The 24,002-nt window shown below is 51.0% G+C and carries 19 protein-coding genes and 2 pseudogenes; 5 read left to right on the top strand and 16 right to left on the bottom strand.

Annotated features, from left to right (window positions below; translation table 11 throughout):
* Window positions 1–77 precede the first annotated feature (77 nt).
* Both Pelsub_RS01785 and Pelsub_RS01790 read left to right on the top strand, forming a co-directional pair.
* Window positions 78–1,262, top strand: a complete 1,185-nt coding sequence (locus Pelsub_RS01785) for a hypothetical protein (RefSeq protein WP_116225364.1) — start codon at window positions 78–80, stop codon at window positions 1,260–1,262.
* On the top strand, window positions 1,252–2,385 hold the full coding sequence (locus tag Pelsub_RS01790; RefSeq protein ID WP_116225365.1) for a hypothetical protein: 1,134 nt from the start codon (window positions 1,252–1,254) through the stop codon (window positions 2,383–2,385). The genes Pelsub_RS01785 and Pelsub_RS01790 overlap by 11 nt, the downstream gene beginning before the upstream one ends.
* Here the strand turns inward: Pelsub_RS01790 and Pelsub_RS01795 are convergent.
* A complete protein-coding gene (locus Pelsub_RS01795) occupies window positions 2,382–4,568 on the bottom strand; it encodes an ATP-dependent helicase (protein ID WP_116225366.1) in 2,187 nt (728 codons plus the stop codon). The genes Pelsub_RS01790 and Pelsub_RS01795 overlap by 4 nt on opposite strands.
* 401 nt (window positions 4,569–4,969) lie before the next feature.
* Between Pelsub_RS01795 and Pelsub_RS01800 the strand changes: the two genes are divergently transcribed.
* Complete coding sequence (locus Pelsub_RS01800) at window positions 4,970–6,913, top strand: hypothetical protein (protein WP_126440357.1); 1,944 nt, start codon at window positions 4,970–4,972, stop codon at window positions 6,911–6,913.
* A gap of 19 nt (window positions 6,914–6,932) precedes the next feature.
* Here Pelsub_RS01800 and Pelsub_RS01805 read toward each other — a convergent pair whose 3' ends face one another.
* The 6 genes and pseudogenes from Pelsub_RS01805 to pepT all read right to left on the bottom strand — a co-directional run bounded on the left by Pelsub_RS01805 (window position 6,933) and on the right by pepT (window position 12,264).
* Window positions 6,933–8,279: an oligosaccharide flippase family protein gene (locus Pelsub_RS01805; RefSeq protein ID WP_126440359.1), complete on the bottom strand. Its 1,347-nt coding sequence runs from the start codon at window positions 8,277–8,279 to the stop codon at window positions 6,933–6,935.
* Between the two features lie 28 nt (window positions 8,280–8,307).
* Window positions 8,308–8,463: pseudogene (locus tag Pelsub_RS15880) on the bottom strand (hypothetical protein); the annotation flags it as partial.
* Window positions 8,464–8,550: 87 nt separating this feature from the next.
* A pseudogene (locus Pelsub_RS15970) lies at window positions 8,551–8,853 on the bottom strand (acyltransferase); the annotation flags it as partial.
* 77 nt (window positions 8,854–8,930) lie between these two features.
* Window positions 8,931–9,881, bottom strand: a complete 951-nt coding sequence (locus tag Pelsub_RS01815) for a glycosyltransferase family 2 protein (RefSeq protein ID WP_116225370.1) — start codon at window positions 9,879–9,881, stop codon at window positions 8,931–8,933.
* Window positions 9,882–9,883: 2 nt separating this feature from the next.
* The gene (locus Pelsub_RS01820) at window positions 9,884–10,858 is read right to left on the bottom strand and encodes an NAD-dependent epimerase/dehydratase family protein (protein ID WP_116225371.1); all 975 of its coding nucleotides are present in this window, start codon (window positions 10,856–10,858) and stop codon (window positions 9,884–9,886) included.
* Between the two features lie 173 nt (window positions 10,859–11,031).
* Complete coding sequence (pepT, locus tag Pelsub_RS01825; RefSeq protein WP_116225372.1) at window positions 11,032–12,264, bottom strand: peptidase T; 1,233 nt, start codon at window positions 12,262–12,264, stop codon at window positions 11,032–11,034.
* 127 nt (window positions 12,265–12,391) lie between these two features.
* On the opposite strand from pepT, the gene Pelsub_RS01830 reads away from it, so the two are divergent.
* Window positions 12,392–13,384, top strand: a complete 993-nt coding sequence (locus Pelsub_RS01830; RefSeq protein ID WP_158674929.1) for a DNA polymerase III subunit — start codon at window positions 12,392–12,394, stop codon at window positions 13,382–13,384.
* 62 nt (window positions 13,385–13,446) lie between these two features.
* Here Pelsub_RS01830 and Pelsub_RS01835 read toward each other — a convergent pair whose 3' ends face one another.
* From Pelsub_RS01835 to Pelsub_RS01855, 5 genes are all read right to left on the bottom strand, one after another.
* The gene (locus Pelsub_RS01835) at window positions 13,447–14,682 is read right to left on the bottom strand and encodes an MFS transporter (RefSeq protein ID WP_116225374.1); all 1,236 of its coding nucleotides are present in this window, start codon (window positions 14,680–14,682) and stop codon (window positions 13,447–13,449) included.
* 47 nt (window positions 14,683–14,729) lie between these two features.
* Window positions 14,730–16,127 (bottom strand): MBL fold metallo-hydrolase RNA specificity domain-containing protein, encoded by a 1,398-nt coding sequence (locus Pelsub_RS01840; RefSeq protein ID WP_116225375.1) that lies wholly within the window; start codon window positions 16,125–16,127, stop codon window positions 14,730–14,732.
* A complete protein-coding gene (locus Pelsub_RS01845; protein ID WP_158674930.1) occupies window positions 16,124–17,260 on the bottom strand; it encodes a ribonuclease D in 1,137 nt (378 codons plus the stop codon). Before Pelsub_RS01845 ends, Pelsub_RS01840 begins: the two co-directional genes overlap by 4 nt.
* Window positions 17,261–17,336: 76 nt before the next feature.
* Window positions 17,337–17,987: a hypothetical protein gene (locus Pelsub_RS01850; RefSeq protein ID WP_116225377.1), complete on the bottom strand. Its 651-nt coding sequence runs from the start codon at window positions 17,985–17,987 to the stop codon at window positions 17,337–17,339.
* 155 nt (window positions 17,988–18,142) lie between these two features.
* Window positions 18,143–18,970 (bottom strand): hypothetical protein, encoded by an 828-nt coding sequence (locus Pelsub_RS01855; RefSeq protein ID WP_126440361.1) that lies wholly within the window; start codon window positions 18,968–18,970, stop codon window positions 18,143–18,145.
* Between the two features lie 130 nt (window positions 18,971–19,100).
* On the opposite strand from Pelsub_RS01855, the gene guaA reads away from it, so the two are divergent.
* Window positions 19,101–20,654, top strand: a complete 1,554-nt coding sequence (gene guaA / locus Pelsub_RS01860) for a glutamine-hydrolyzing GMP synthase (protein ID WP_116225379.1) — start codon at window positions 19,101–19,103, stop codon at window positions 20,652–20,654.
* A 27-nt stretch (window positions 20,655–20,681) separates the two neighbouring features.
* On the opposite strand, the gene Pelsub_RS01865 is transcribed toward guaA, so the two are convergent.
* The 4 genes from Pelsub_RS01865 to Pelsub_RS01880 all read right to left on the bottom strand — a co-directional run bounded on the left by Pelsub_RS01865 (window position 20,682) and on the right by Pelsub_RS01880 (window position 23,998).
* Complete coding sequence (locus tag Pelsub_RS01865) at window positions 20,682–21,551, bottom strand: hypothetical protein (RefSeq protein ID WP_116225380.1); 870 nt, start codon at window positions 21,549–21,551, stop codon at window positions 20,682–20,684.
* Window positions 21,552–21,602: 51 nt separating this feature from the next.
* Entirely contained in the window at window positions 21,603–21,923 is a 321-nt protein-coding gene (locus tag Pelsub_RS01870) for a hypothetical protein (RefSeq protein ID WP_116225381.1), read from the bottom strand.
* 355 nt (window positions 21,924–22,278) lie between these two features.
* A complete protein-coding gene (locus tag Pelsub_RS01875) occupies window positions 22,279–23,577 on the bottom strand; it encodes a hypothetical protein (RefSeq protein WP_116225382.1) in 1,299 nt (432 codons plus the stop codon).
* Window positions 23,525–23,998 carry a glycoside hydrolase family 25 protein gene (locus Pelsub_RS01880; protein ID WP_116225383.1) on the bottom strand — a complete coding sequence of 158 codons (474 nt, stop codon included), beginning with the start codon at window positions 23,996–23,998 and terminating at the stop codon, window positions 23,525–23,527. Before Pelsub_RS01880 ends, Pelsub_RS01875 begins: the two co-directional genes overlap by 53 nt.
* Window positions 23,999–24,002: the final 4 nt, after the last annotated feature.

Raw genomic sequence — 24,002 nt, forward strand, 5'->3', positions numbered from 1 at the left:
GGTCGTTTGATGCAGATTGTACAATCAAGCCGCTAGGCAGTTATAATTTAGATATGCAAAAGAGTAGTGAGAAACCAATGAAATCCTTTCTAACGAAATTGACCATTTTCCTGCTGCTGTTCGCGCTTCTGGTTGGTTGTTCCGGGCAAAAGCCCATGGATACTCCCACGGCAGAAGAGCCTGCGGTAGAAGAAACCCAAATAATCGAAACTGTTCCGGCAGGGGAGGAGCAGCCCGCCGCGGAAGAAACGCCGGCAGCGGCTGGGCCCTCGGAGGAAGCGGAAGGATCCGCTGAACCCGCTGATGAGTCTGCCGAAGCTCCGGCTGTTCCAACCCCGCAGGCAGCCCCTGAAACTATTACGCTTACAAAGCAGCCTTATGTGTCGCCTTCCAATGCTTTCACGGTAAATTTCCCGGAAAACTGGAATTGCAGTGAAACAGGCAAATATCGGGTGGATTGCCATAACCTTTCCAATACCAGCCAGGTGATCGTGCGTGTGACAACCACCGGTTATGAATTAGTCCAGGATGATTTTCTTGCCATGGCTCGGGCTGAACTGGTCAGCGACTACGCGGATGCAAAGGCTTATATTCAGGTTTCCGAGGAAGAATCGGAAGGTGTGCTGGTGAATGAAGCCACCTGGCGCGTGGGTGACGTTTATTGGCAGGGTGTTGACCATTTTGTTCGTTCGGATGCGGCAATATACCAATTTTCTTTTGCCAGTGTCCGGGATCAATTGGATCAGTATCGCCCCGCTTTCAATGAAATCCTGCAGCGGGCCATTCTGAATCCCAGCGCCATGTCGGGCGCGCCTCTCTATGCTTTCCGTAAGGAGTTTGTTCCCAGCGGAAGAATCTTCAACTTGCAGGTTCCGACCAGCTGGTCCAAGTTTGCCGATTCAGTCAGCATTGACCGCACGACTGTGGAGGGCTTTACCTCACCTGATGGCCGCGCCGGCGTGCAGGTGGCGGTGTTTGCCAAAGGTTCCAATATTTCCCAGGAGACTAAAGGCGTAAAAACCCTTGAGATTATGCGCAAGTTGTATGGCTGGGATTTACGCGCTACCACCGATAAGGCGCTGCAGGATGGACGTGAACGGCTTGAATGGTACGGCACTATGAAAGATGTGCAGGGCATCACCTATTTCGATTCCAGCGGTACTTCCCTGTATATTTTTAGTGTGATTTGGGAACCGGCGACAGCCGATTTATACATACCGATTCTGCAAGAGGTTATTGATTCCTTCACATATGAAGAATAAACAGCATTTTGGATTAGCAGGGCGTTACATTTCCCGCGGACTGCATCTGGCAGCCCTTGGCCTGCTGTTGTTGGCCGGTTGTTCCGGCGGACCGCGCGTGAAAATGGCGCCTGGATATGAGAAGACGCCCACGCGCGCGCAAGCTCAATCTAACTTGATGGGCACACCCGAAGCTACGGCTATCCCGCCCACACCGACCCCTGAGCCGCTTGCATTGGACGATACGCCTTACTCGCTGCCTTCCCAGGCGCTCAGTATTTCTGTACCTCTGGGCTGGAAAATGAGCGCGGAGGCGGATGATTATGTGCGCTTTGAAGCTCCCGACCAAAGCGCTTGGTTGGAAGCGGCCTTGGAATCCAGTGGGTATCAGCTGGAACAGGTTGAGTTTGAGAATTACATGACAGCCATGATGAACGCGCTCTATGACGGCGCGGACAGCTACCAGTTGTTGGATAAACAAATCGCGGAAGGACAAGCAGTATATATTTCCTCCTATCAAAAAAACGGTTTCACCTGGTTCGCGCAGGATGTTTTTGTTCAGCGCAGTGAAGCTATCTATGCCTTTTCCTTCCAGGCATTGAGCAAGGTTTGGGATGCCTATCAGCCCGGTTTTCAGACAATCACTGAGAGTTTGGAAACCCGCACCGGCTATGTCAAAGAAGATATGATTTACCGCTTTATGCGCGCCTATCTTGCCCCCAATAACCAGTTCAGTTTGACTGTTCCGATGGGTTGGACTTTCGCCCTGGGTCAGGAAGGCCCGCAGGGCGCTATTCTGGACACGATGGTATCACCGGACGGAGAAGCGGCAGTGGAAGTGATGGTTTATGATGCGGCTGAAGAACTGTTGAACACGGATATCGGCCAGATTTCCATCCCGTTAATGAAGGCGCAGGACGGCGAAGATATGCGCATCCGCGCTAATGATGTGCTGAATGATGGGCGTATCCGCGTGGATTGGCAGATTGATAAAGAATCCTTGTACGCTTTCAGCTTCTTCTGGCAGGATAATACGACTGTCTATATCTTCACCTTAAAATATACGGATGAACACTCCGGTACTTACGAAGAAACCCTCCGCAAAGTTGGTGATTCTTTCGCTTTTGTTGTCCCGAAGAATTAGCCTACTATTTCAAGGCGCGCAACCGAGGCTGCCAGGCGTTTCAGCCCCACAGACTCGAACATGACCGTGACAGTCTCGTCGTTGCCCAGAATACGCGTTTCCACCACCAGCCCGCTGCCCCAGGTGGAATGTGTTACCCGCATACCGGCCTGGTAACGGGATTCCTTAGGTGTCTCTTTTTTGGGTGTGCTCCGTTCGTAAGAGGAAGGTTCCCAGCGCGGATGACTGAGCGGCGTAAGACGCTGCACGCCCAGACGCACGCCTTCGCGTTTGATTAGTTCTTCCGGGATGTCATCAATAAAACGTGATTCCATGGTGTATTCAAAGCGGCCGTAATTGCTGCGCTGACCGGCGCGCACCAGCGTGAGGTGGTTCTTGGCGCGCGTGATGCCCACGTAGAACAGGCGCCGTTCCTCGGCCATTTCCTCCGGGTCTTCCAGCGAGCGGCTGTGCGGCAGCAGGCCTTCATCCAGACCGACGATATAGACGTGTGAAAACTCCAGCCCTTTGGCTGCGTGCAGGGTTAACAGGGTGGGCGCGTCGTTCTCTTCCGGCACGGTATCCTGGTCGGAAACCAGAGCGATATTTTCTAAGAATTCCGTGATGCCGCGCTCTTCATATTCGTAAGCCAGGCGGCGCAGCTCCAGCACGTTTTCCCAGCGTCCGTCGCCCATCTCGGTGCCGTCATCGATGTACGCTTTGTAGCCAATGTCGGCCAGGATGCGGTCGAACAGGTCCGGCAGGGGATTGCTCTGGCCGAATTCGCGCCAGTTCATCAGCAGCGAACCGAAATGTGCCAGCATGCTTGCGCTGCGGCTGGAGAATGTATCCCAAAATGGGGATTTTTGTCCCAGCTCGCCCAGCGACAAGAGTACATCGCTGGAAGTCAGGTTGTTATTTTGAGCGATCTGGTCAAGGTCGAGCAAGGTCTTGCTGCCTACCCCGCGAGGCGGCACGTTGATGACGCGCGCCAGGCTGACCGAGTCATAGGTGTTGTGCACCAGACGCAGGAAGGAGATAATGTCTTTTACTTCACGGCGGCCGTAGAAACGTTGGGCGCCTACCAGCCTGTAAGGAATATTGGCGCGCAGGAAAGCTTCTTCCAGCAGACGGGATTGGGCGTTAGTGCGGTACATGATGGCAAATTCCCCGCCTTCCTGCCCGGAAGCTATGCGATCGACGATATCGTCCACAACATAAGCTGCTTCAGCGTGGTCGTCTACCGCGTCGTACAGGCTGATCAGCGGACCCTCGCCGCGCTTGGAATACAGGTTCTTGGGCGTGCGGGATTTGTTTTGGTTGATGACCGCCTGGGCGGCATCCAGCACGTTCTGGGTGGAGCGATAATTGCGCTCCAGCAGGATCTTTTCTGATTTGGGATAGTCGCTTTGGAAACGCAGCACGTTGCGGTAATCCGCCCCGCGCCAGCGGTAAATGGACTGGTCCTCATCGCCGACTACAAACAGGCAGTGATGCACCGAAGACAGGTGTTTGAGCAGCTCATACTGGGCCTGGTTGGTATCCTGGAATTCATCCACCAGCACATGTTCGAAGCGCTGGCCGTATTTTTCACGGATTTGCGGATTTTCTTCAAATAAGCGCACGCTCCACATCAACAGGTCGTCAAAATCGACCGCGTTGCTGCTGCGCAGGATCTTTTCGTATTGCTCATATACCCGTTTGGAAATCTCCTCACGGTAAGTGCGCGATTTTACCTGATCCGGGCCCTGCATGGCATTCTTGGCGTTGGAAATAACGTTATGGATGCTGGCCGGACGGTACAACTTATCGTCGATGTTCAAATCTTTAAGCACGCGTTTGATAATGGATTGCTGGTCGTCGGCGTCCATGATGACAAAGTTATTGTCGAATGGCAGCGCGTCGGCTTCGCTGCGCAGGATGCGCGCGCAAATGGCGTGGAAAGTACCCAGCCACAACGCGTTGACGCCCTTGCCCAACATGCGTTCCAGGCGCGTGCGCATTTCGCGCGCGGCTTTGTTGGTGAAAGTGACTGCCAGAATGCTATGCGGGCTGACTTTGTTTTCGTTTACCAGGAAAGCGATGCGCTGCGTGAGCACGCGCGTCTTTCCGGAACCCGGCCCGGCCAGGACTAATAATTGTCTGGCGGAAGAGGTAACGGCTTCATGTTGTTGGGGATTTAAGTTCTTAAGTGCGTCCATCATATCGATTGATGATTGTACCCGAATAATCTAAAGCGATCGCTTTACCCCCCCTAATTTAACTTAAAAAATCCAAAATTTTTGGAAATGATAGAAAATTAGCTTGGGACAGGTCTCGGAAAAAAGATAGGAGCCGGCTAATGATGCAGGTTCAGACAGCTGCTCTCCCAAAAAGGCAATGGTTTTTTTATGCAATATAATTACCCCGAAAAGTCGGTCTGTTTATGCAATTCATACGTCCTGTCACTAATTATTTAAAAAACCAAAAGCACAAGACCTTGTCTTTATTAATCGCGTCTGCTGGCGGTCTGCTGTTCTATATTTCATTTTTCCAACGAAATTTTTTTAGTAAAACATACCTGCTATATACGCTGTTGGTCTTCATAGGATTGTTCTTCGTTTCCTTGAAATCGAATCAATTTATTAAGGAAAAACTAATCGGCAGATTTCCCGCGTCCGATTTCCGGCTATGCTTGTTTTCGGCTTTTCTGCTCAGCTTGCTGCTGGCACTGAATTTCAGTCCCATACCGCTGTATGTCTTGATGAAAGACAAGACTTTGCAGATCGAGGTTCCCGTCAGCGCTTCCTCAAACCATGACCCGATTGGTTTGCTGTATCTCCGCAATCAACTCGGCTATATACCCTACTCCGAACTGCGAATTCCCGGAACCTGGCGAGAAGAAGCGGATCATCTGCTCTTGGAAAATGAGGGCGGGACTTTGTTGAGCTGGAGCGGGGATCTGGATGAGTTGTTGGAAATCGCATTTCAACCCAGCGCATCACCGCAAATGATCAATGTCGTTGTGAATGGCACCATCCATGAGATCAACCTGCACGAGAATTCGATGGATGGCTATGTTGTTTTCCGTTATGAAGGCAAGCCTCCGCTCTTCAGCCAAATACCGTTCGTTTTTTCTTTTATCATCCTTTCAACCTACCTGCTGCTGAACCTGTTTACCCTCTTGTGTTCTTATCGGATAAAAACCGCAAATGAAAATGCGCCGCGCAGAAATGATTTCTTGTTGGGCATACCCTTGTTGGTCACGAGCGGCTTGGTTCTGCTTACATTTTGGCCGGGAATGATGACCAATGATTCCATTAACCAATGGAAGGAAGTCGTTACGGGAAATTACACGGATTTGAATCCGATCCTGCACACGCTCCTATTATCCGGGCTTGTGAAAATTGCTTATTCCCCCGCGGTTGTGGCCATATTTCAAATAGCGGTTTTTTATCTGGTGCTGGTTTTTGGCTTTGGCACTTTGCGTAGAAGGGGAGTTTCCACACCTTTCCTGGTGGTCCTGTCCCTGATTTTCGCCCTGTGGCCTTTCAATTCCCTGATGGTTAATATCCTTTGGAAGGATATTCTCTACAGCCTGGCGCTGCTGCTGTTATTCATCTTTCTACTGGAAGCTGCGTGGACGAATGGAAATCTGCTGGAGAACAAAAAGAATTATTTATTGCTGGGAATAACAGCTTTCATGGTAGCCACGATCCGCCACAACGGTTTTCCGGTGGCATTTATTGTTTTAGGAATACTGCCGCTTGTCTATAAAAAATACTGGAAAGGTCTGCTCGTCACACTTTTGTTTGTCTTGTTGGTATGGGCAGGGGTCAAAGGCCCGCTGAAATCCAGAGTTTCCACAACGGAAAATAATACCAACGCGCTGAATCTTACCTTGCTACACCATATATCCGCTCATTTTGACGCCGGAAGCGAACTGACGGAAGACCAAATTGATTATCTGAACGAGCTTTTGCCAATCTCTCAATGGAAATATGACTGCTGCTACATGGGCAATATTTATACCCATCCTGATTTTGACCAGACCCTGTATATGGATAATTCATCCAATAACCTGCGCATGGCCTATGCTTTGTTTCTTCAAGATCCGGCTGTGGATATAAAAGATCAGTTATGCGCCAGTGAAATGGATTGGCGATTTGTAAATAACCAATGTACGCTTAAATCGCTCCACCCCTTTGACATCCAAGATGGCAAAATTACTGGCTGGATTCCCCAAAATAGTTTTGGACTCGTCGAGAATTCGCTCCTGCCCCAATTCATCCCTGCCTATTATGCGGTTCTGGAAAGGATCGGTGTTTTTTCGGGAATATTAACCCCGCTGCTGCGCCCCGCGTTTTATTTGTTCTTTGCGCTGATTGTTCTGATGAGCGCAAGCATCCGGTTGAAGAATAAGAAGATATTAATCGCGGGACTTCCGATTGTATTGCAGACGGGTATTCTAGCCTTGATTAACTTTGCTCCGGCTTTTCGCTACCAATACGGTATCTGCCTGGTTGGCTTGTTCTGTATAGGGCTGCTGTTTTTACCGCAAGGAAAATAAGAATCCTGTTTCTCAAGACTTACAAGTTGATTGAAAAAGCTTTGCGGCTGATCCAGATCAGGTACACCATGCTTAAGATATAAGTGCACATGGTTACCAGGCCCGCACCCACAATTCCCATGAGCGGGATCATAACGAGGTTCAACAATGCGTCCCCAATTACCAGCGCGAGGATGTAAAGCGTATATAAACCGGGGCGGTTACCCTGCATGATGATCCCTCTCATCGCGCCGTACCCCGAATCGATCACGATGCCTATGACGATTACGGTAAAGATGATCCAACTTTCCAACAAATAAGAAGAATCGGCGAATAATTTAACAATCAGCGGGTAGATAACCACGGAGATCCCCCCAACCGCGATCATGAGCGGGTAGAAAAACTTGCGGAAACTTTTCGATAAGGATTCGATCTCTGTCTTGTCGTTCTTGGAAAAAGCCCTGCCAATCATGGGATTTAACGACAATTGCGCCACTACGGTAATTTCGTATAATCCTTCGGCTAATACCGCAGCGAAACTGTAAATTCCAACGTGCACGTCTGTCAGGAAAACGCCGATCATCAACACATCCACTTTGGTGTTAATGCCGATCAGCAGCCCGCTCAAAAATCCTTTGGACCCGAAAGTCAGGTGTTCTTTTGCCAGCAGCCGGAAATTAGTCAGCCGCGAGAGCGGCAGCACTTTCCGGAAAGTATAAATCAGCAGACAGATGAACAGAATAACTTCACAAACGCTCAAAGAAGCCGAGATATAACGGTTATCCAAGTTCAAGGCAATAATGATCCCGATAATCAGGAAAAGCAGAATATATCGGAGGGAACGAAAAAAAGAAAAAGCCTTCATTTCGTCCAGCCCATTGAGTACATTAATGAGCACTTTGTTTAATGAGAAGAAAACCAGGCTTGGCAGCGTTAGGAATAACCCGGTTGCCACGTCCGGGCTGTCAAGCAAGAATCCCAACGGCTTGATGAGCAGCAGGCTTATAACCGTCGCGGGAATTGAAATGACAATGATCAAGATCAATGCTGAAATGGTGATCTCGGAACAATATGAACGGTCTTGATTATGGTAGGAGACCAACCGCAGCACTGAATGGTGCAAACCGAACACGACAATTTGGGAAAAGATCAGGTAGATCGCGTACACCTGGCTGAATACGCCCAGGGCTTCTTCACCCCGTGTATAGACGATCATGGCGTTCGTGATAAAACCGCTGGCCGCCAGAATGACCAGGCTCAACATATTCCAGGATAAACCCTGTCCCAACCGGCTGTTCATGGAGGTCTTGAGTTTTTCCGCGAGCTGAGGATTTTTTTTGCCAAGGAAATCGAATAATCTCGTTAGTAAATGATTGATGCTATCCATGAAATGATCCAAACCATAAATATTATTTTCGACTGCCAACTACTTTGCAGGGTGTGCCTACCGCGATGGAATAGGGCGGAACGTCGTCTGTGACAACAGAATTTGCCCCGATCACGGCACCATCGCCGATCTGAACGCCTTTTACGATGACTACGTTTCCGGCGATCCATACATCGTTGCCAACTTCCACCGGGGCTTGCTTAAAGCCCTGATCTCGTATCAATGTCTTTGCGTCCGCGTACTCATGATCGGTGGTCAGGATCATCACATTGGGAGCAATGCGTACATCGTTGCCGATTTTCAGCCCCCCGTAAGCGGTCAAAGTGCATCTGGCGCCAATCGTTGAATGCGTGCCAATAGTCAGGTCCCAAGGGCAGAATACCGTTACACCTTCACCAATCGACGCGGATCTCATTTTCGCGCCAAATAACACCAGACAGGCAAAACGCAGATAATTACTCAAAGGAAAAGACAGGTTTTTAACCAGGCTGTAGAACAAATAAAACAGACCATTCCCCAGGTAGTTTTTAGTACTGCGCAATTCTTTTTTTTCAATATGCCTGATTTTGTTCATGGCTGAATCCTCTGACCGGTAGAGCGGAAGCGTTTTATATCGGGTTCTTTTGGAACTTCGGTAAACGAGGTTTTATCTTATTGCCGCCTTTTGTTGTAATCCATGTCCATCCAGATGGCGAATAACATGGATTGAAAAGAAAAAGAAAAAATAAAGACCAGGATGATCAAGGTTGTCTGCGGGGCTTGACCATATCTATTGAAAAGAACAAAGAATCTCACCAACAGTGGAATTACCACGAAAAAGAACAGGAAGAATCCGAATCCGTAGAATAATACCAGGGGGTTGAAATCGCGCACGATGTAGCGTTTCCACAACCTGCGGAAAAACAACCGGATCAGCAATGCGCTGACCTCCGGGATGTATTTTCGCAACTTGATCTTGCTCTTCTCCTGTCCGTAAATAGGCCTGATCTCCACATCATCCACTTTGCAGCCCTGGATATTTAACATGCATAAAATATCAGCGTTATATCCAAACCCTTTTTTCATTTTTCGGATGGGGATCTTTGCCAGAGCAGTGTTCTTGATGACGGTATAACCGCATTGCGGATCCATAATGTAATAATATCCCGTCGCGAATTTGGTAAGAATCGTTAGGAGAGAATTGCCAAGGAGCCTGTAACGCGGCATCTTCTCGAACACATCCGGCTGCAGCAGACGGTTGCCTTTGACGTAATCAAGGTTTCTAATGATGATTGCTTCCAGTAATACCTTCAGGTCATCCGGATGCATCTGGTTGTCGCCGGCCATTACAGCTGTGTAATCAATTTCGGCATCCTCCAAACTTTTGACGTAGCCATCAATGAGGGATTGCCCCAATCCTTGATTGACCTCATGGCGGATGAGGGTGATCTTGTCTGAATTCTTCATAAAGTCATTGACGATGGCAGGCGTTTTATCTGTGCTGCCGTCATCGATGACAATAATGCGGTCTACGTAATCGGGAATGCCTTTCAAAGTAAGAGGAAGCAGGATCTCCTCATTCATGGCTGGAACAACTACGGCGATTCTCTTGGTCCTATACATGTCTAATTCTCAAAATCCTTGCTAAAGTAATCCTTTGACCATTCTATCGTCTTTGCCAGGCCTTTACTGAAATCGGTCAAAAAATCGATGCCAAGCCGTTCGCAGATCAAAGCGTTGTTAATATCGAATACTTTAATATCGCCCGGTGTCCAATCTTTATAAATGATTTCAAGTTCGTTGATACCAAGCTGCTCCGCTACCATGTCGGCCAATTCTTTGATGGTTACCTTGATGCCGGACGCGCAGTTGAAGACCATTCCCTTGGCCTCGCTCTTCTCGGCAGCCAAAATATTCGCTTTTACAACATCCTTTACATAAGTGAAGGAGCGCTCTTGAAGGCCGCTTCCGAAGATCACGATGGGTTCACCGTGCAGCATTTTCCGGACAAAGATGGAAACAACGCCGCCTACATCGGAGGATTCCTGCCGGGGCCCGTAGACGTGAAAATAGCGCAAAACGGTCGTGTCCAAGCCGTAGATGTGCTCAAACACTTTTACATAACGTTCTCCAGCCAACTTTGAAACGCCGTAATAAGATGTGGGATTCAGCGGATGCTTTTCATCCTGCGGTTTATATTGCGGCTCGCCATATACGGAACCGGTGGAGGCGTGAACGAATTTTTTTACGCCGTGTTTGATTGACAGCTGGAGAAGATTTAACGTTCCACCGCCATTGATCTGTAAATCCATGCCAGGATCGCGCATGCAAATGGTTTTCTTGGATGCGGCCTCGTTGAAAATTACTTCAACCCCCGGGAGTAGTTGGTCGAGTTTATCGTAATCTCGCGTATCACACTCAACTTCTTGAAAGTTCGGAAATTTTTTCAAGTGAGCAAGATTTTCGTGCTTTCCCGCGAAATAATTGTCTATGCTGATCGTTTCCACACCTAAATTGACCAGTTCTTCGACCAGATGGCTGCCAATGAAACCTGCTCCGCCAGTTACCAGCGCTTTCTTGAACCTGAATTGAGAATCCATATTGAATAATTCCTAAAACTTCTTCCTTTCTATACTTTAATACTGAGTTAATTATAAGGATAATAATTGTGATTGGATATCCGTTGCGCACAGAAATATTCCTTATAAATGTTTTTACATGGCATTTGCAAAAATCAACGACACGTATCTACCCGCTTGATTATCAAAACCGGCTATTTACTATACAACTCGATAATCTTCAATATCACCTGCACGGCCTTTTCCATAGTTTCCAGGTTAGCGTACTCGTAAGGCCCGTGGAAGTTGTGCCCGCCGGTGAACAGGTTGGGGGTGGGCAGACCCATATAGGAAAGCTGCGCGCCGTCCGTGCCGCCGCGGATGGGATTGTTGATGGGCGTGATGCCCAGTTCCAGCAGCGCCTGCTGGGCGGTTTCCACTACGTGGAAGACCGGTTCCAGTTTTTCGCGCATGTTGCGGTACTGCGGCTTGATCTTGACCTCAATGGTACCCTGACCGTACTTGCGGTTGATGAAGTCCGCGGCATCGCGCATGAGCGCTTCTTTGACGTCGAATTTTTTCGCGTCGTGGTCGCGGATCAAGTAAATGCCGGTGATCTCTTCGGTGCTGCCCTCGCTCATCTTGAGCAGGTGGAAAAAGCCTTCGCGCCCGGCGGTGAACTCAGGACGCTGTTCGATGGGCAGCATGGCATTGAATTCCATAAAGACCAGCTGCGCGTTGATCATCACGCCCTTGGCGTCGCCCGGATGCACGGATTTGCCGTGTACTGTCACGGTGGCCTGCGAAGCGTTGAAATTTTCGAACTCCAGCTCGCCCTGCTTGCCGCCGTCCAGCGTGTAGGCGAAATCAGCGCCGAAGGTGTCCACGTCGAAATGGGTGATGCCCATGCCGGTTTCCTCGTCGGGCGTGAAAGCCACGCGGATCTTGCCGTGCGGGATCTCCGGGTGGCCGAGTAAATAGGCCATGGCGGTAATGATTTCCGACACACCGGATTTATCGTCCGCGCCCAACAGGGTAGTGCCGTCGGTGGTGATAAGCGTCTGTCCGACGTAATCGCTCAATTCCGGGAATTCTTTGGGGGACAGGACCATGCCGGCTTTGCCCTTCAGCGGAATGTCGCCGCCGTCGTAATGCTCGATGATCTGCGGCTTGATGCCTTCGCCATTGAAATCCGGGCTGGTGTCGATGTGCGCCAGGAAGCCGATCACCGGCAGTTTCTTGTCGGTTGTCGCTGGTAAGGTGGCGGTCAGGAAGCATTGCTCGTTCAATTCCACGTCCTGCAGGCCCAGGTCTTTCAACTCTTTCTCCAGCAGGCGTGCCAGATCCCATTGGACGTCGGTGGTGGGGGTGCGGTCGAGGATGAATTCATCCGATTGCGTGTTGATTTTGATGTAACGTAAAAAACGGTCGAGAACTTCCGTCATGATTGTTTTTCTCCTGTAACTTATGATGATTTATCTTATCCTCACTCCAATGAAATCGCAAGTTACAGCCCGCTAAGAATTGCGAAATTAAAGGCCATCGGCTACAATGACAGGCATGACTTGGAATTTGATGGGACATGACTGGGCGGAGGAGATGCTGCGCCAACATATCACCACCGGGCAGATGAGGCACGCTTATTTGTTCAGCGGGCCGCGCGGGGTTGGGCGGCGCAGTCTGGCGCTGCGATTCGCGCAGGCGATTAACTGTATCCAGCCGACAGCGCCCGGGCAGCCCTGCGGGGAATGCCGTATCTGCCGCCAGATCGAGGCCATGCAGCAGGCCGATTTGAACATCCTGCAATCGGCCCAGGAGGGCGATACCCTCAAGGTCGAAGCTGTGCGCGAACTGCAGCACATGCTCTCGCTGGCGCCTTATGAAAGCAATTACCGCGTGGCTTTGCTGCTGCGCTTTGAAGAAGCCAATGATAGCGCCCAGAACGCGCTGCTGAAAACTCTGGAAGAACCCAACGCGCGTGTGGTCCTGCTGGTCACGGCCGATGACCCCGAAAATCTGCTGCCCACCATCACCTCGCGCTGTGAGCTGCTGCGCTTGCGCCCCATGGCGCCCGCCGCCCTTTCGGCTGAGCTGCAAACGCGCCGTTCGCTGGAACATGTACAGGCAGACCTGATCGCGCAGATTTCCGGCGGCCGGCCGGGTTATGCCTTGCGCCTGGTGGACACGCCTGACCTCTTAGCGGAGCGGCAACAGGCCATGCAAGACTGCCTAAACCTGCTGGGCCTTTCGCGCCTGGAACGCATGTCTTTCGTGGAGAGTCTGACAAAGAACCGCGTTCGTGCGGAAGCCAAAGGCGACCTGCGCGGCGAGCTGACGGCCTGGCTGTCTTTCTGGCGGGATGTGATGCTGGCCGGCTTGGATAATCCAACCCAGTTGACCAACCTGGATTACCAATCCGAAATCCAGCAAGTGGCTGCGCGCACTGACACGCAAGCTGCTGCGCGTCTGGTAGCCGCTCTGGAGCACAGCTTCGTGCGCCTCAATAATGCCAACCTGCAGGTTATGCTGGATAATCTGCTGCTGGATTGGCCTTCGCTGAACATGTAGAAGAAATGAATAAAAAAGCCGGCTGGAATTAGCCGGCTTTTTTATTCAAGAATTGGTCTGGTCTATGCCTGCGGGGAGCTGTTTTTACGCTGGTTGTTGATGTAAAGCAGCATGCCGATGACGAAGCCGACGATGACGAAGTAAGCCATCTGGCGGAACAGCACCACCGAGCCGGAATGCTCATAGATAAAACCGCTGATGAGCGAGCCGGTGCCCACACCCAACCCCGAATAGATGCCGCCGCGGATGGCTTGCGCGGTGGTGCCCAACGATTTAGGCGCGCGCGCGTTGACGTAAGCCACGCCGCCGGATTGGATCAACGCATAGCCCGCGCCGCCAAAGACCTGGAAGAATGGAATCGCGTTGGGGTTTTTAATTACCGAAAGACCGAATAACCAGGCAAACAGGACCAGGAAAGAGAACAACATCATTTTCTGCGGGCCGAGTCTCCTTTGCAGTTTATCGGCAATGCTGAAGGTTACGATTTCACCGACCAGTGAGATGGATAAGGCAATACCCATCAGTGTGGAGCTGCCGCCCAGTGACTGGATATGCAGGAATAGAAAATTTCCGATGGCGGACTCGCCGATGCCCCAAATGATGATCATGGCCAGGAATGGCAGGAACCCGGGCAGGCGTAGCATTTCCCAGATCATATTCAGCGTGGGTGATTTTTCGTCAGGGTCGCTGTGCTTCTTCTTTGTATCCGGCATGTTGATGGTGTTGATCAGGAACAGTCCCAGGAAGAAGATTTCCACGTAAAAAATGACTTTCAGCCCAATGCCGAGGTGGTCGATCAAAAAGCCGGTTACCAGTACCATCAACCCCCAACCGATAGAACCGCCTACGCGGATCTTGCCGTAATTTTGCGGGTTTTCCAGCGAAGTCAGTGTAGTCTGGTCCATGATCGAATTGAAGGGTGCGTTGATGATCGAATAGGCTACTACAATGGGCAGGAAGGCTACAAAGGACTTGGCGATGGGGAAGACTGCCATCACCCCGATCAGACCTAAAGCACTTAGCCGCAGGACAGTCTTATGCTGCTTGGAGACATCCGACAGGAAGGCGAATAAAATGCTGCTGACCATGGAAATGAAATAGGGAATGCTGCTCAACTGCCCGATCTGGGTGCCTTTCAAGCTGACACTTTCGTAGTAAACGCTGATGTAGGGCATAAAAGCGGCCGCACCGGCCCAGAAGATAAAGTAGGAAATCCACAGGTTCAATTGAATCCCCTTGGGCGTATTGAAAAAAGCTTTTCCGCGCGCGAATAAACCGGAGGATTGTGAAGGATGCATAATGTCTGGTACCTTTTTCTTCGATTAGGTTTTGCTCAAATGAATAACTAAAATTCCACCACTTCGCCGTATTCGGGATAGCGCACAGGCTGAATGCCGGCTTCTTTCATTTTACCCATTAAAATAGCTGCTGCATCTTCTTCGCCGTGTATCAGGAAGATTTCCTGCAATCCGTTGGCATTGGCTGCCTGAGCGTATTTCAACAACATGGTTTGGCCGGCGTGCGCGGATAAGCCGCCGATGGTGGCAATTTCCGCTTTCACGGGCACTTCTTCGCCGAAGATGCGCACTTTGTTCTGGCGTTCGGCCAGGCGGCGGCCCAGGGTATAGGGCGCCTGCCAGGACACGATGCAGATCGTGCTGCGAGGGTCTTCAATGTTGTGCACCAGGTGATGCAAAATGCGTCCGGTCTCAGCCATGCCGGAAGCGGAAATAATTACAGCCGGTCCCTCAAGGGTGTTAATGGCTTTGGATTCTTCCACGGAATGCGTGTAAGTCAGTCCCGGAAAATCCAGGGCGGGATGGCGGCCGGTCTGTATGAATTGGTGGGTTTCATCGTCGAAATAGTCGGGGTGTTTGCGGAAGATGTCGGAGGCACGCACGGCCAGCGGGCTGTCTACGAAAACCGGCAGGTGCGGAATCTCGCCCTCGGTAATCATACGGTTGAGGTCGTACACCAATTCCTGGGTGCGCCCAACCGCGAAAGCCGGGATCACGATCTTACCGCCGCGCGATTGGGTTTTTTTGACCACGTCGCGGAACTCAATGTAAGCTTCATCCGGATCGCGGTGAGGCTTGTCGCCATAGGTGCATTCCATCAAGAGGATATTGACGTCCTCAGGCAGAACCGGGTCAGCCAGCAGCGGCAGTTTGTAGCGGCCGATATCTCCGGAGAACCATAGCCGCTTTTTCTGCCCTTTCTCCTGGATATCCAGAACGACTGCGGCGGATCCCAGAATATGCCCTGCATCCACCAGACGGGCCGTCACACCCGGAATGGGCTCAAAAGGTGTGTTATATCCTACTTCCTGAAACAACTCAGGAACCCGTTCCGCATCGGCAATAGTATAGAGCGGTTCAACCAGCGGGTCGCCGTGTTTGCGTTTTTTCTTATTAATATATTCGGCATCTTCTTCGTAGATGTGCCCGGAATCGCGCAGCATGATGCTGGCCAGATCAGCCGTGGGCGGGGTGGTGTAGATGGGATTGTGATAGCCCTGTTTCACCAGGTTGGGCAAATTACCGGAGTGATCGATGTGCGCGTGCGAAAGGATCAGCGCGTCGATTTCGCGGGGATCAAAGGGAAAGGTTGCGTTGCGTTCGTAAAAATCACGCCGGCGCCCCTGGAAGATACCGCATTCCAAAAGCAGCTTCTTACCATTGATCTCCAGTAGATGCTGTGATCCGGTGACTGTCCGTGCCGCCCCGTAAAATCGTATTTTCATTTGCTTTTTTCCCGTTGAATAACTTCAAGAATATCCGCGCCGAAGTGTTCATAGCGCCAGGGAATTTCAGCCATGAGGGATTGTAATTCCTCTGAATTGGATGGCTTAGCTCCAACAATGTTTTCCAGAATGTCGCGCGGAAGGATGATATCTGATTGTACGCCCATTTTCAAGCCCGCTTGCTTGCGCCATACTTTCATGGCATCCAGCCGGTTAAGGTAGGAAGACGATGGGCGTTTATGGGTCTTGATTTGAATAGGCGGTGCTTTCAAACCGGCGGTCACCACATCTAATATCCCATCGGCGTAGCGCTCGACCAGTTTCGGCGAAATTTCCTTAATGCACTTCAACTCATCCAGACTACGCGGGCAGGCCTGTGCTATTGCCAGAAGTGCGGAATTGCCGATCACTTTGAAAAGCGGGCGGTTGAATTTGCGCGCCAGTTTATCGCGGAATTGGCAAAGGGCTTCCAGAACACTCAACTGCTGCGGATCCAAGTGCTGGTAACCGCTCACTTGATTGTAGCAAAGCGCTTCTTTGTGATTGGGCTCAACGCGGCACAACCGCTCAAAATCCTCATGTGCCAGTTCCAGCAGGCCTTTTTCCACCAGAGCCTTATACAGGTAATCCCGCAGCGGCAGGAGAAAATGGGTGTCCATGCGTGCGTAATGCAGCATTTCTTCGCTTAAGGGGCGTTTACCCCAATTGGCTTTTTGAAAGCTCTTGCCCTGGTCGACACCAAATAATTCTTCCAGTAAATTGGAGAGCCCTAACTTGGATAAACCCAATATGCGTGCGGCTTGCATGGTGTCAAACAGGTTTCTAAAGGTGTAGCCGAAGTCGCGTTTCATGCACAGGATGTCATATTCTGCAGCGTGGAATATTTTTTCGATCGATTCATCTGCGAAGACGGCATCCAGTGATGGCAGGCCCATGTCGGCCAACCCGTCCAACACATAGTCTTCTCCATTTGCGGAAATCTGAATCAGACAAACCTGTTCCCGGTAGGCATACAGGCTGTTGGATTCGGTATCCACAGCAATTTGCTTTTCTCGTTTCAGGGTCTGCAGAGTTTCTGCCAATGCGGTGTCTTGATCGACCCAGATGACCGCGCTTTCCAATACACTATCCATACCAGCCATTATAGTATGGGTTGGCAAAAAAAATAGCCAGGCTGGTGGAAGCCTGGCTGATTAAAAAAATCTCGTTTTAGTAGCGGAATGGTTCGTTTTGTGATTTGGTTTGTGTGTTCAGCGGCTGAAATCCACTGGGCATGGGCTGCGGGTTGTCGTTGAAGCCGAATGAACGTTTAGGCGTTCTGACGACTTTCTGAATTTTACTGACAGGCTGTTCCAACTTAGGGTTGAAGGCATAAATCAGAGAAGCGATGATCATAATGCGGATGATCCACACACCCAGCGACACCAATACGGGAATGACGGTGACGAAGGTCAGCGGATCCAGCACCATAATGCTGTCAGCCGGTTGGTTGTAAAGCGTGACACTGACACCCCACCAGGTCAACCCGGCGTTCATGGTGGCCGCTACGACCCAGGCGCCCAATAAGTACCAGCCGGCGCGATTGTTTTTATCGCTGGATCCCGATAGCAGGCTGGCGATGCCGGCGAAGTCCATGCCGCAGAAAGCCAGCGCCAGAATGGTGGACCAGCGCATTGCGCCCATACCGTTGCCGCCCAGCATTTCCCGCAGGGCGAAGTCGGTGGTGCTGAAATTAAATACTTCAAAAGCAAACAGGGCCGCGATCATGATCAGGGTATAAACGTTGATGGAGCGGCTGCGCAGGTCATCCAGGAATTTGGTGGACATGCGGTTGATTTTTTGGCTGGTGGTCAGGTTCATGGCATCCTCCGGTTTAGATAATATGTTCTATTTCTGTTCTATTATAGAACAGTCATTCTATTAAAGTCAAGCTCCACCACTGGGTTTTAAATGAAAGGCAGTCCCATATATGGGACTGCCTGTAGAAATCGAGGAAAAATTATGGGAGCTGCGTTCTAAGAAGCGCTTTGCATCACGATATTGTCAAAGCTGTATGTGGCGCTGGCACCTTCTTTGGCGCTAACCAATAATTGAATGCCGTTGTTTGTCAACAAGCCGCCGGAAAATGTGTTGACCGGTTCGTCGTTGATGTAAAAACTAAAATCGCCGCCTTCCGCGACAACGGTCAGTTTATTCGGTTCTCCCGGCTGGATGCCGCCGAACACCCGTTGTGAAATGAGCGGGATCCAGTTGCCGTTCTCGTAAATCTCAAAGGCATAAGTTCCATCGTTATAAATCGAGAAAAGGAAAAAGCTGTCCATATTCTCGTCCGCCCGGAAGGCGATGCCCCAGCTATTACTCTGAAATTCGCTGTCCATCAAGGTGGTGACGGATAAGGCGAAATCCTGGGCCTGGGTTACAGGGAACCAGCTCAAGGCGGTTTGCTTGAATTGCGCGAAAGCCTTGGCGGTATAGTCCAGCATGTAAGCGCCGTCCACTACGTCGATGCTGTAAGTGGAATAGGAATTGTCCTGGCTTTCGACCAGCCAATTATTCTGGTTGTCGTCGAAGGTCTCGCACAGCGTCACCGGCCAGTCTTTCTCGCTGGGCAGCGGCAGGCTGCATTCCAGCCCTGCGGGCGCGGCGGGGGTCTCACCGCTTTCAGCGATGGCGGCGTTAGAAGTCGCGGATGGTTCTGCGCCGGCAGGTTCGACAGTTTTGGATGGAACAACCTGCGTCCCGGTATTTACGCTGCCGGTCGGCGTTGCGCCGGCGGCGCTGCTGCAAGCAGTCAATATCAAGGCCAATAAAACGATTATGGATCGGGATTTGTGTATCATCATCACTTCCTTATTTCTTGCCGAAATTATAGTGTCCTTTCAGGAGGGCTGTCAAACATCCAGTTTTAATAATATAAGGAGAATCGGACGGAATTTGCTTGCCAGCCGGGGCAGCTAATGACATAATTGGACCATGACCGATACGATTATTGTCCTGGATTATGGGTCGCAGTATGCCCAATTGATCGCACGCCGCGTGCGTGAATTGCAGGTGTATTGCGAGTTGTTTCATTGGAATACCCCGCCGGAAGAAATTCTGGCGTTGAACCCCAAGGGGTACATCCTTTCGGGCGGGCCGGCCTCGGTTTATGAGGAGGGTGCGCCCACACTGCCGGCTTACGTACTCGATTCCGGCCTGCCGGTGCTGGGCATCTGCTATGGTATGCAGTTGTTGACCCATGACCTGGGCGGCAAAGTGGCCCCCGGCGGTGAGCGCGAATACGGCCATGCCAAAGTGAATGTCAATGTGGACAACCCGCTCATGCCGCAGGGCGATTATGAAGTATGGATGTCGCACGGCGACCGCGTGGAAGGACTTCCGCCCGGCTTCGAGCTGCTGGGCAGCAGCGCCAACAGCCCCTGGGCTGTCATGGGAAACGCTGAACGGCGCATCTACGGCATTCAATTCCACCCCGAAGTGCACCACACCCCCCAGGGCATGACCATCCTGGAGAATTTCGTGGATGCCATTTGCGGGGCTGAGCGGGATTGGACTCCCAAACACATCATCGAGAAATCCGTGGCGGACATCCGCGCCCAGGTGGGCGATGCGCGCGTGCTGGCGGCGGTCAGCGGTGGCGTGGATTCCAGCGTAGCGGCTGCCCTGGTTCATCGCGCCATTGGGGGGCAGTTGTGCGCTTTGTTCGTGGATAATGGGCTGCTGCGTCAGGGCGAATTGGAATCCGTCCAGGTTGCGCTGAATGAACACATGGACGGCAGCTTGAATGTGCTGGATGCCTCTCAGGATTTCCTGTCTGCGTTGAGCGGCGTAACCGAGCCGGAAGCCAAGCGGCGCGCCATCGGCGAGACTTTCATCCGCAAGTTTGAATCGTTCGCCCGCCAGCAGGAGAATATCGATTTCCTCATGCAGGGTACCATCTACCCGGACGTGATCGAATCGCGCGCGCCGGAACGCTCCGCCGCGCAGGTGATCAAGTCGCACCACAATGTGGGTGGCCTGCCGAAAGACATGCATTTTGCGCTGGTGGAACCCCTGCGTTATTTATTCAAAGACGAAGTGCGCCGCATCGGCGCGGCGTTGGGCCTGCCGGATGAGCTCATCTGGCGCCAGCCTTTCCCCGGCCCCGGCCTGGCTGTGCGCTGCCTGGGCGAGGTAACGGCTGAACGCCTGGCCACCCTGCGCGCCGCGGACGCCATCTTCACCTCCGAGCTGCGCGCGGCGGAACTGCTGGAGCAGCCCGGCGGCAGCGATACCGGCATCGCGCAAGCTTTCGTCGCTTTGCTGCCGGTAAAGTCGGTGGGCGTGATGGGCGACCAGCGCACCTACCAGGAGACGGCCGTGCTGCGCGCCGTCAGCAGCCAGGATTTCATGACCGCCGATTGGGTGCGTCTGCCTTATGAGCTGCTGGCCAGGGTCTCCAGCCGCATCGTTAACGAGGTCAAAGGCGTCAACCGCGTGGTCTACGACCTGACCTCCAAACCACCCGCCACCATTGAGTGGGAATAAGGAAAACAAGTTATAAAAAATGTTCTTTTAGGCAGGATACCTTGAGATTCCATCTAGGAAGGTAATCCATTGACTATGATAAATAACTAATCTCTCTATGTCATTTCCCAATATATTTTTTCCAAAATTATTGTCTGAAAGATTTTTATATAATTGGGATGCATCAGAGAACAGTTCCTCAAGTTTTATTTTTGGATATAGTTGGTTAGCTAAGATTTCGGCCACCATAATTCGGTGTGCTTCTTTGTTTAATTCAAGACGTATATTTGGATTTAATCTAGTATCTCGATTTTTTTGACGAGAAAGTTCTGCAAACCCACCCCACACTTGCTGAATAACATTTCTCATGTGCATAGCAGATTGATCTACAGAAATTATTTTATTTTTGCTTTTAATGAAGCTTGCATTTGCTTCAGTAAACATTTCTCCTAAATTAGTATTTATTCTGTTCAAATTTGCTGTTAATTGATCTCTTTTTTGAACACCATCTGTATATTCGGTTGTTGTCTTTAGTATGTTATCCACCCATTCAGGGTGTTGGTTATTTGGATTTATATATTGCATCGCAATATTTGTAGCATTAACAATATAAGGTCCTGTTGAACCTGCCGTACTTTCAATTGATTCAATGAATAAGGGTGAAATATCTGAAATAATGGGAAAAACCGAACCTATTATTTCATCATTTTTATTTTCCCAGGTAAGGAGGCTTGGTGCTAATTCTTCAGCAATATCTTTTGGGAGTCCTTTAACAATTCTCAAATTTGTGATTTTTTCATCTTTGAATCTTTGAACATTAGGAATAATATTGTTCAGTTTTGATACTTTTTTTAGAATATCATCACTTTTATCAATGTCCTTCTGAAGTTTTCTTTCTAACTCATCAAGATCACTCATAATCCCCTCCAAAAAGTAAAGAAATACTACCGATAGAAATATTATAGCAATCTAGTGGATTGTGGTGTTGATGCTGTCCATACTGGCCTGAATGGCATCCGCGTTGGTCGCATCCCCCTGCATGATCTTGTACCACAGGGCAAAGACCAGGTCCTGCAGGGAGATCCCGGAATCGAAATAGGCTGCGATGCGTGCTTCTTCCGTCGATTGAGACGTATTGTGCGCTGCGATCACAGCCGCGGCAGTGATTTGCTCGGTCGTGGTGAGGTCGCGGGAATAATCCACGCGCCCATCAGACGCAACACTGACCACCGGCAGCCCGGCAGCCAAAAGCTCCTGGTGCAATTTTGTGGGATTTACGGATGTTGTCATTTTTCCTCTTTTCTTTTAACCACAGATGGACACAGATAAAAGCTGAAAACCGATTTTTTTTGCTTGATGCACACAGATAGTGGTGGACATTGGACTACCTGTATTTCCAGCCTTTTTTCTTAATCACAGATGGACACGGATAAACACGGATAAACACAGAAAAGCCTTTTCTTTGGTTGATGAACACAGATAGGGATTCCTGTTTCTAGTGTCATTCTGAACGAAGTGAAGAATCTCGGAGTGATTAATGCTCGCGCCAATTTATATTTTGGCCGAGATCCTCTTCCCCGAAGGGAATGCTGCGCGAACGCAGCCTTCGGCTGCTCAGGATGACATTATCAGGCAATTTCTGTAATCAACCCTCAATCGCCCCGATCGCGCCGGAATGGTCGACTTCCACGCTATTGACCGTATTGGACCCGTAGTAAGTAACGGCCGGCGAAGCGTACCCAATTTCCAGTAGCTGCAGAAAGTGAAAGCCAACACCCGGATAACCGGCATAAATAGCTTGCACACCGGCACGTTCGGCAACCGAAAACGCAGCCCAAAGGGAATCTTCAGAAGGCAAAATGACCGAATCCAGCCCAATACCGATAGAGCGGATAATGGCTGAGGTTTCGTTGGTGCCGGAATGAAATTGAAGTTTTACTTCGACCTCATCCACACCAATCACAAATTCCACACGGTTGTCCTCGGAATTATTCCATGCGCGCCAGGCACGCACGGAATACGTCCAGGATTGGGTGCTTTCGTGACGGTAGAGCGTGCGGGGCACGCGGTTGTAATAATTCCACACGAAGCGTTTCTCTTTGGTGTCGCAGATCGTGCCAGCCGCGGACGTGCGCACGGTGCCCAGGTAACGGCAATTCAAGGCGCCGCTCTTGCAGTAGATCCCGTCCTGGCGCACGATGGCCGTGGCGCGCAGCGTGTCGTTGGACCAGGTCGAGCAGGCTAATGCCAGTGTGCCGGCATTATCGTACAGCCAGATATCCGCGTTCGTGTCGGCCGGCATGGACGAAAGATCCAGCGATAGCTCGCTGAAAGTGTACAAGCGCCAGCCACAGCCTGGCACGTACAAGGCGATCCGGTTGCCGGTGTGGGGTGTGAAGTACACGAACGAGGAAGCGGACACGTCGGTCGAAGGGACGCTCACGCCGGTGGAGACAGTCAAGCGCCCCTCGCAGATTTGCGGTTCCACATAACCGAGCAAGCTCTTGATGTGGACTGCTAATTCTGTTCGGATGCTGTCCTTCTCAATTTTGGCGCCGTCCCAATAAAAGCGGCCAACGCGGCGCTGGTTCTCCCCTTCCGTAGAAGACATTGACACACTGAGTGTAAAGGTGGTGGAATCATCCGCGCGGTTGGCGAAAATATAGTAGGTATTCTCCGTTCCGGAGGGCTTATGGTCTGTGGCCAGGTCAACGTTGGCCACTGCCTGAACCATATAGCCGGCAATCATGAGCGATACCGGTTCGGTGGCTGAGGCGACGATGCGCACCTGGTCGGTGTTGAGGCGTTCGATCTGCAGCCGGGTTTCGTAGCGTTCGAGCAGCGCGGCCAGGTTGACCGCATCGTCGCCGGATTGGCCGAGGAAAAGGGCGTCAGAACGCAGGGAATTGTAATGACTGGCGAGGGTGGCATCGCCGGCGGACACTGATCATGTAGGACTGCCAGAACCCGCCGGAGGAGTAGATGATCGGCTTGACTTTGAGCTCATTCTCGATCACGTCGCAGAACGCTTTCACGTCCGCGCACAAGGCTGCCCCGCTCTTGCCGGCGACTTCGAGATCGATCACCGGCCGCATGGTGAATGGCAGGTCCCGCACCACACCGAGGAATCCGGCGGCTTGCACTTCCGGATCCACGTGGGTGCGGTAGAAGTGATACGGGGCGCTGTAGATGCCGTTCTCAGCACAGCCCCGGGCGTTGGCTTCGAGATTGTCATCCACATAGATTTCCGTTTTACCCAGCGGGTATTCGGTCGCTTTATAGAAACAAAAGACCACGCCGGCGGCTTTTACTTTCGGCCAATCGATATCCGACTGCCAATGACTTACATCGATTCCTGGTTTCATTTTT

It is taken from the genome of Pelolinea submarina (genome assembly GCF_003966975.1).
Classification (GTDB): domain Bacteria; phylum Chloroflexota; class Anaerolineae; order Anaerolineales; family Anaerolineaceae; genus Pelolinea; species Pelolinea submarina.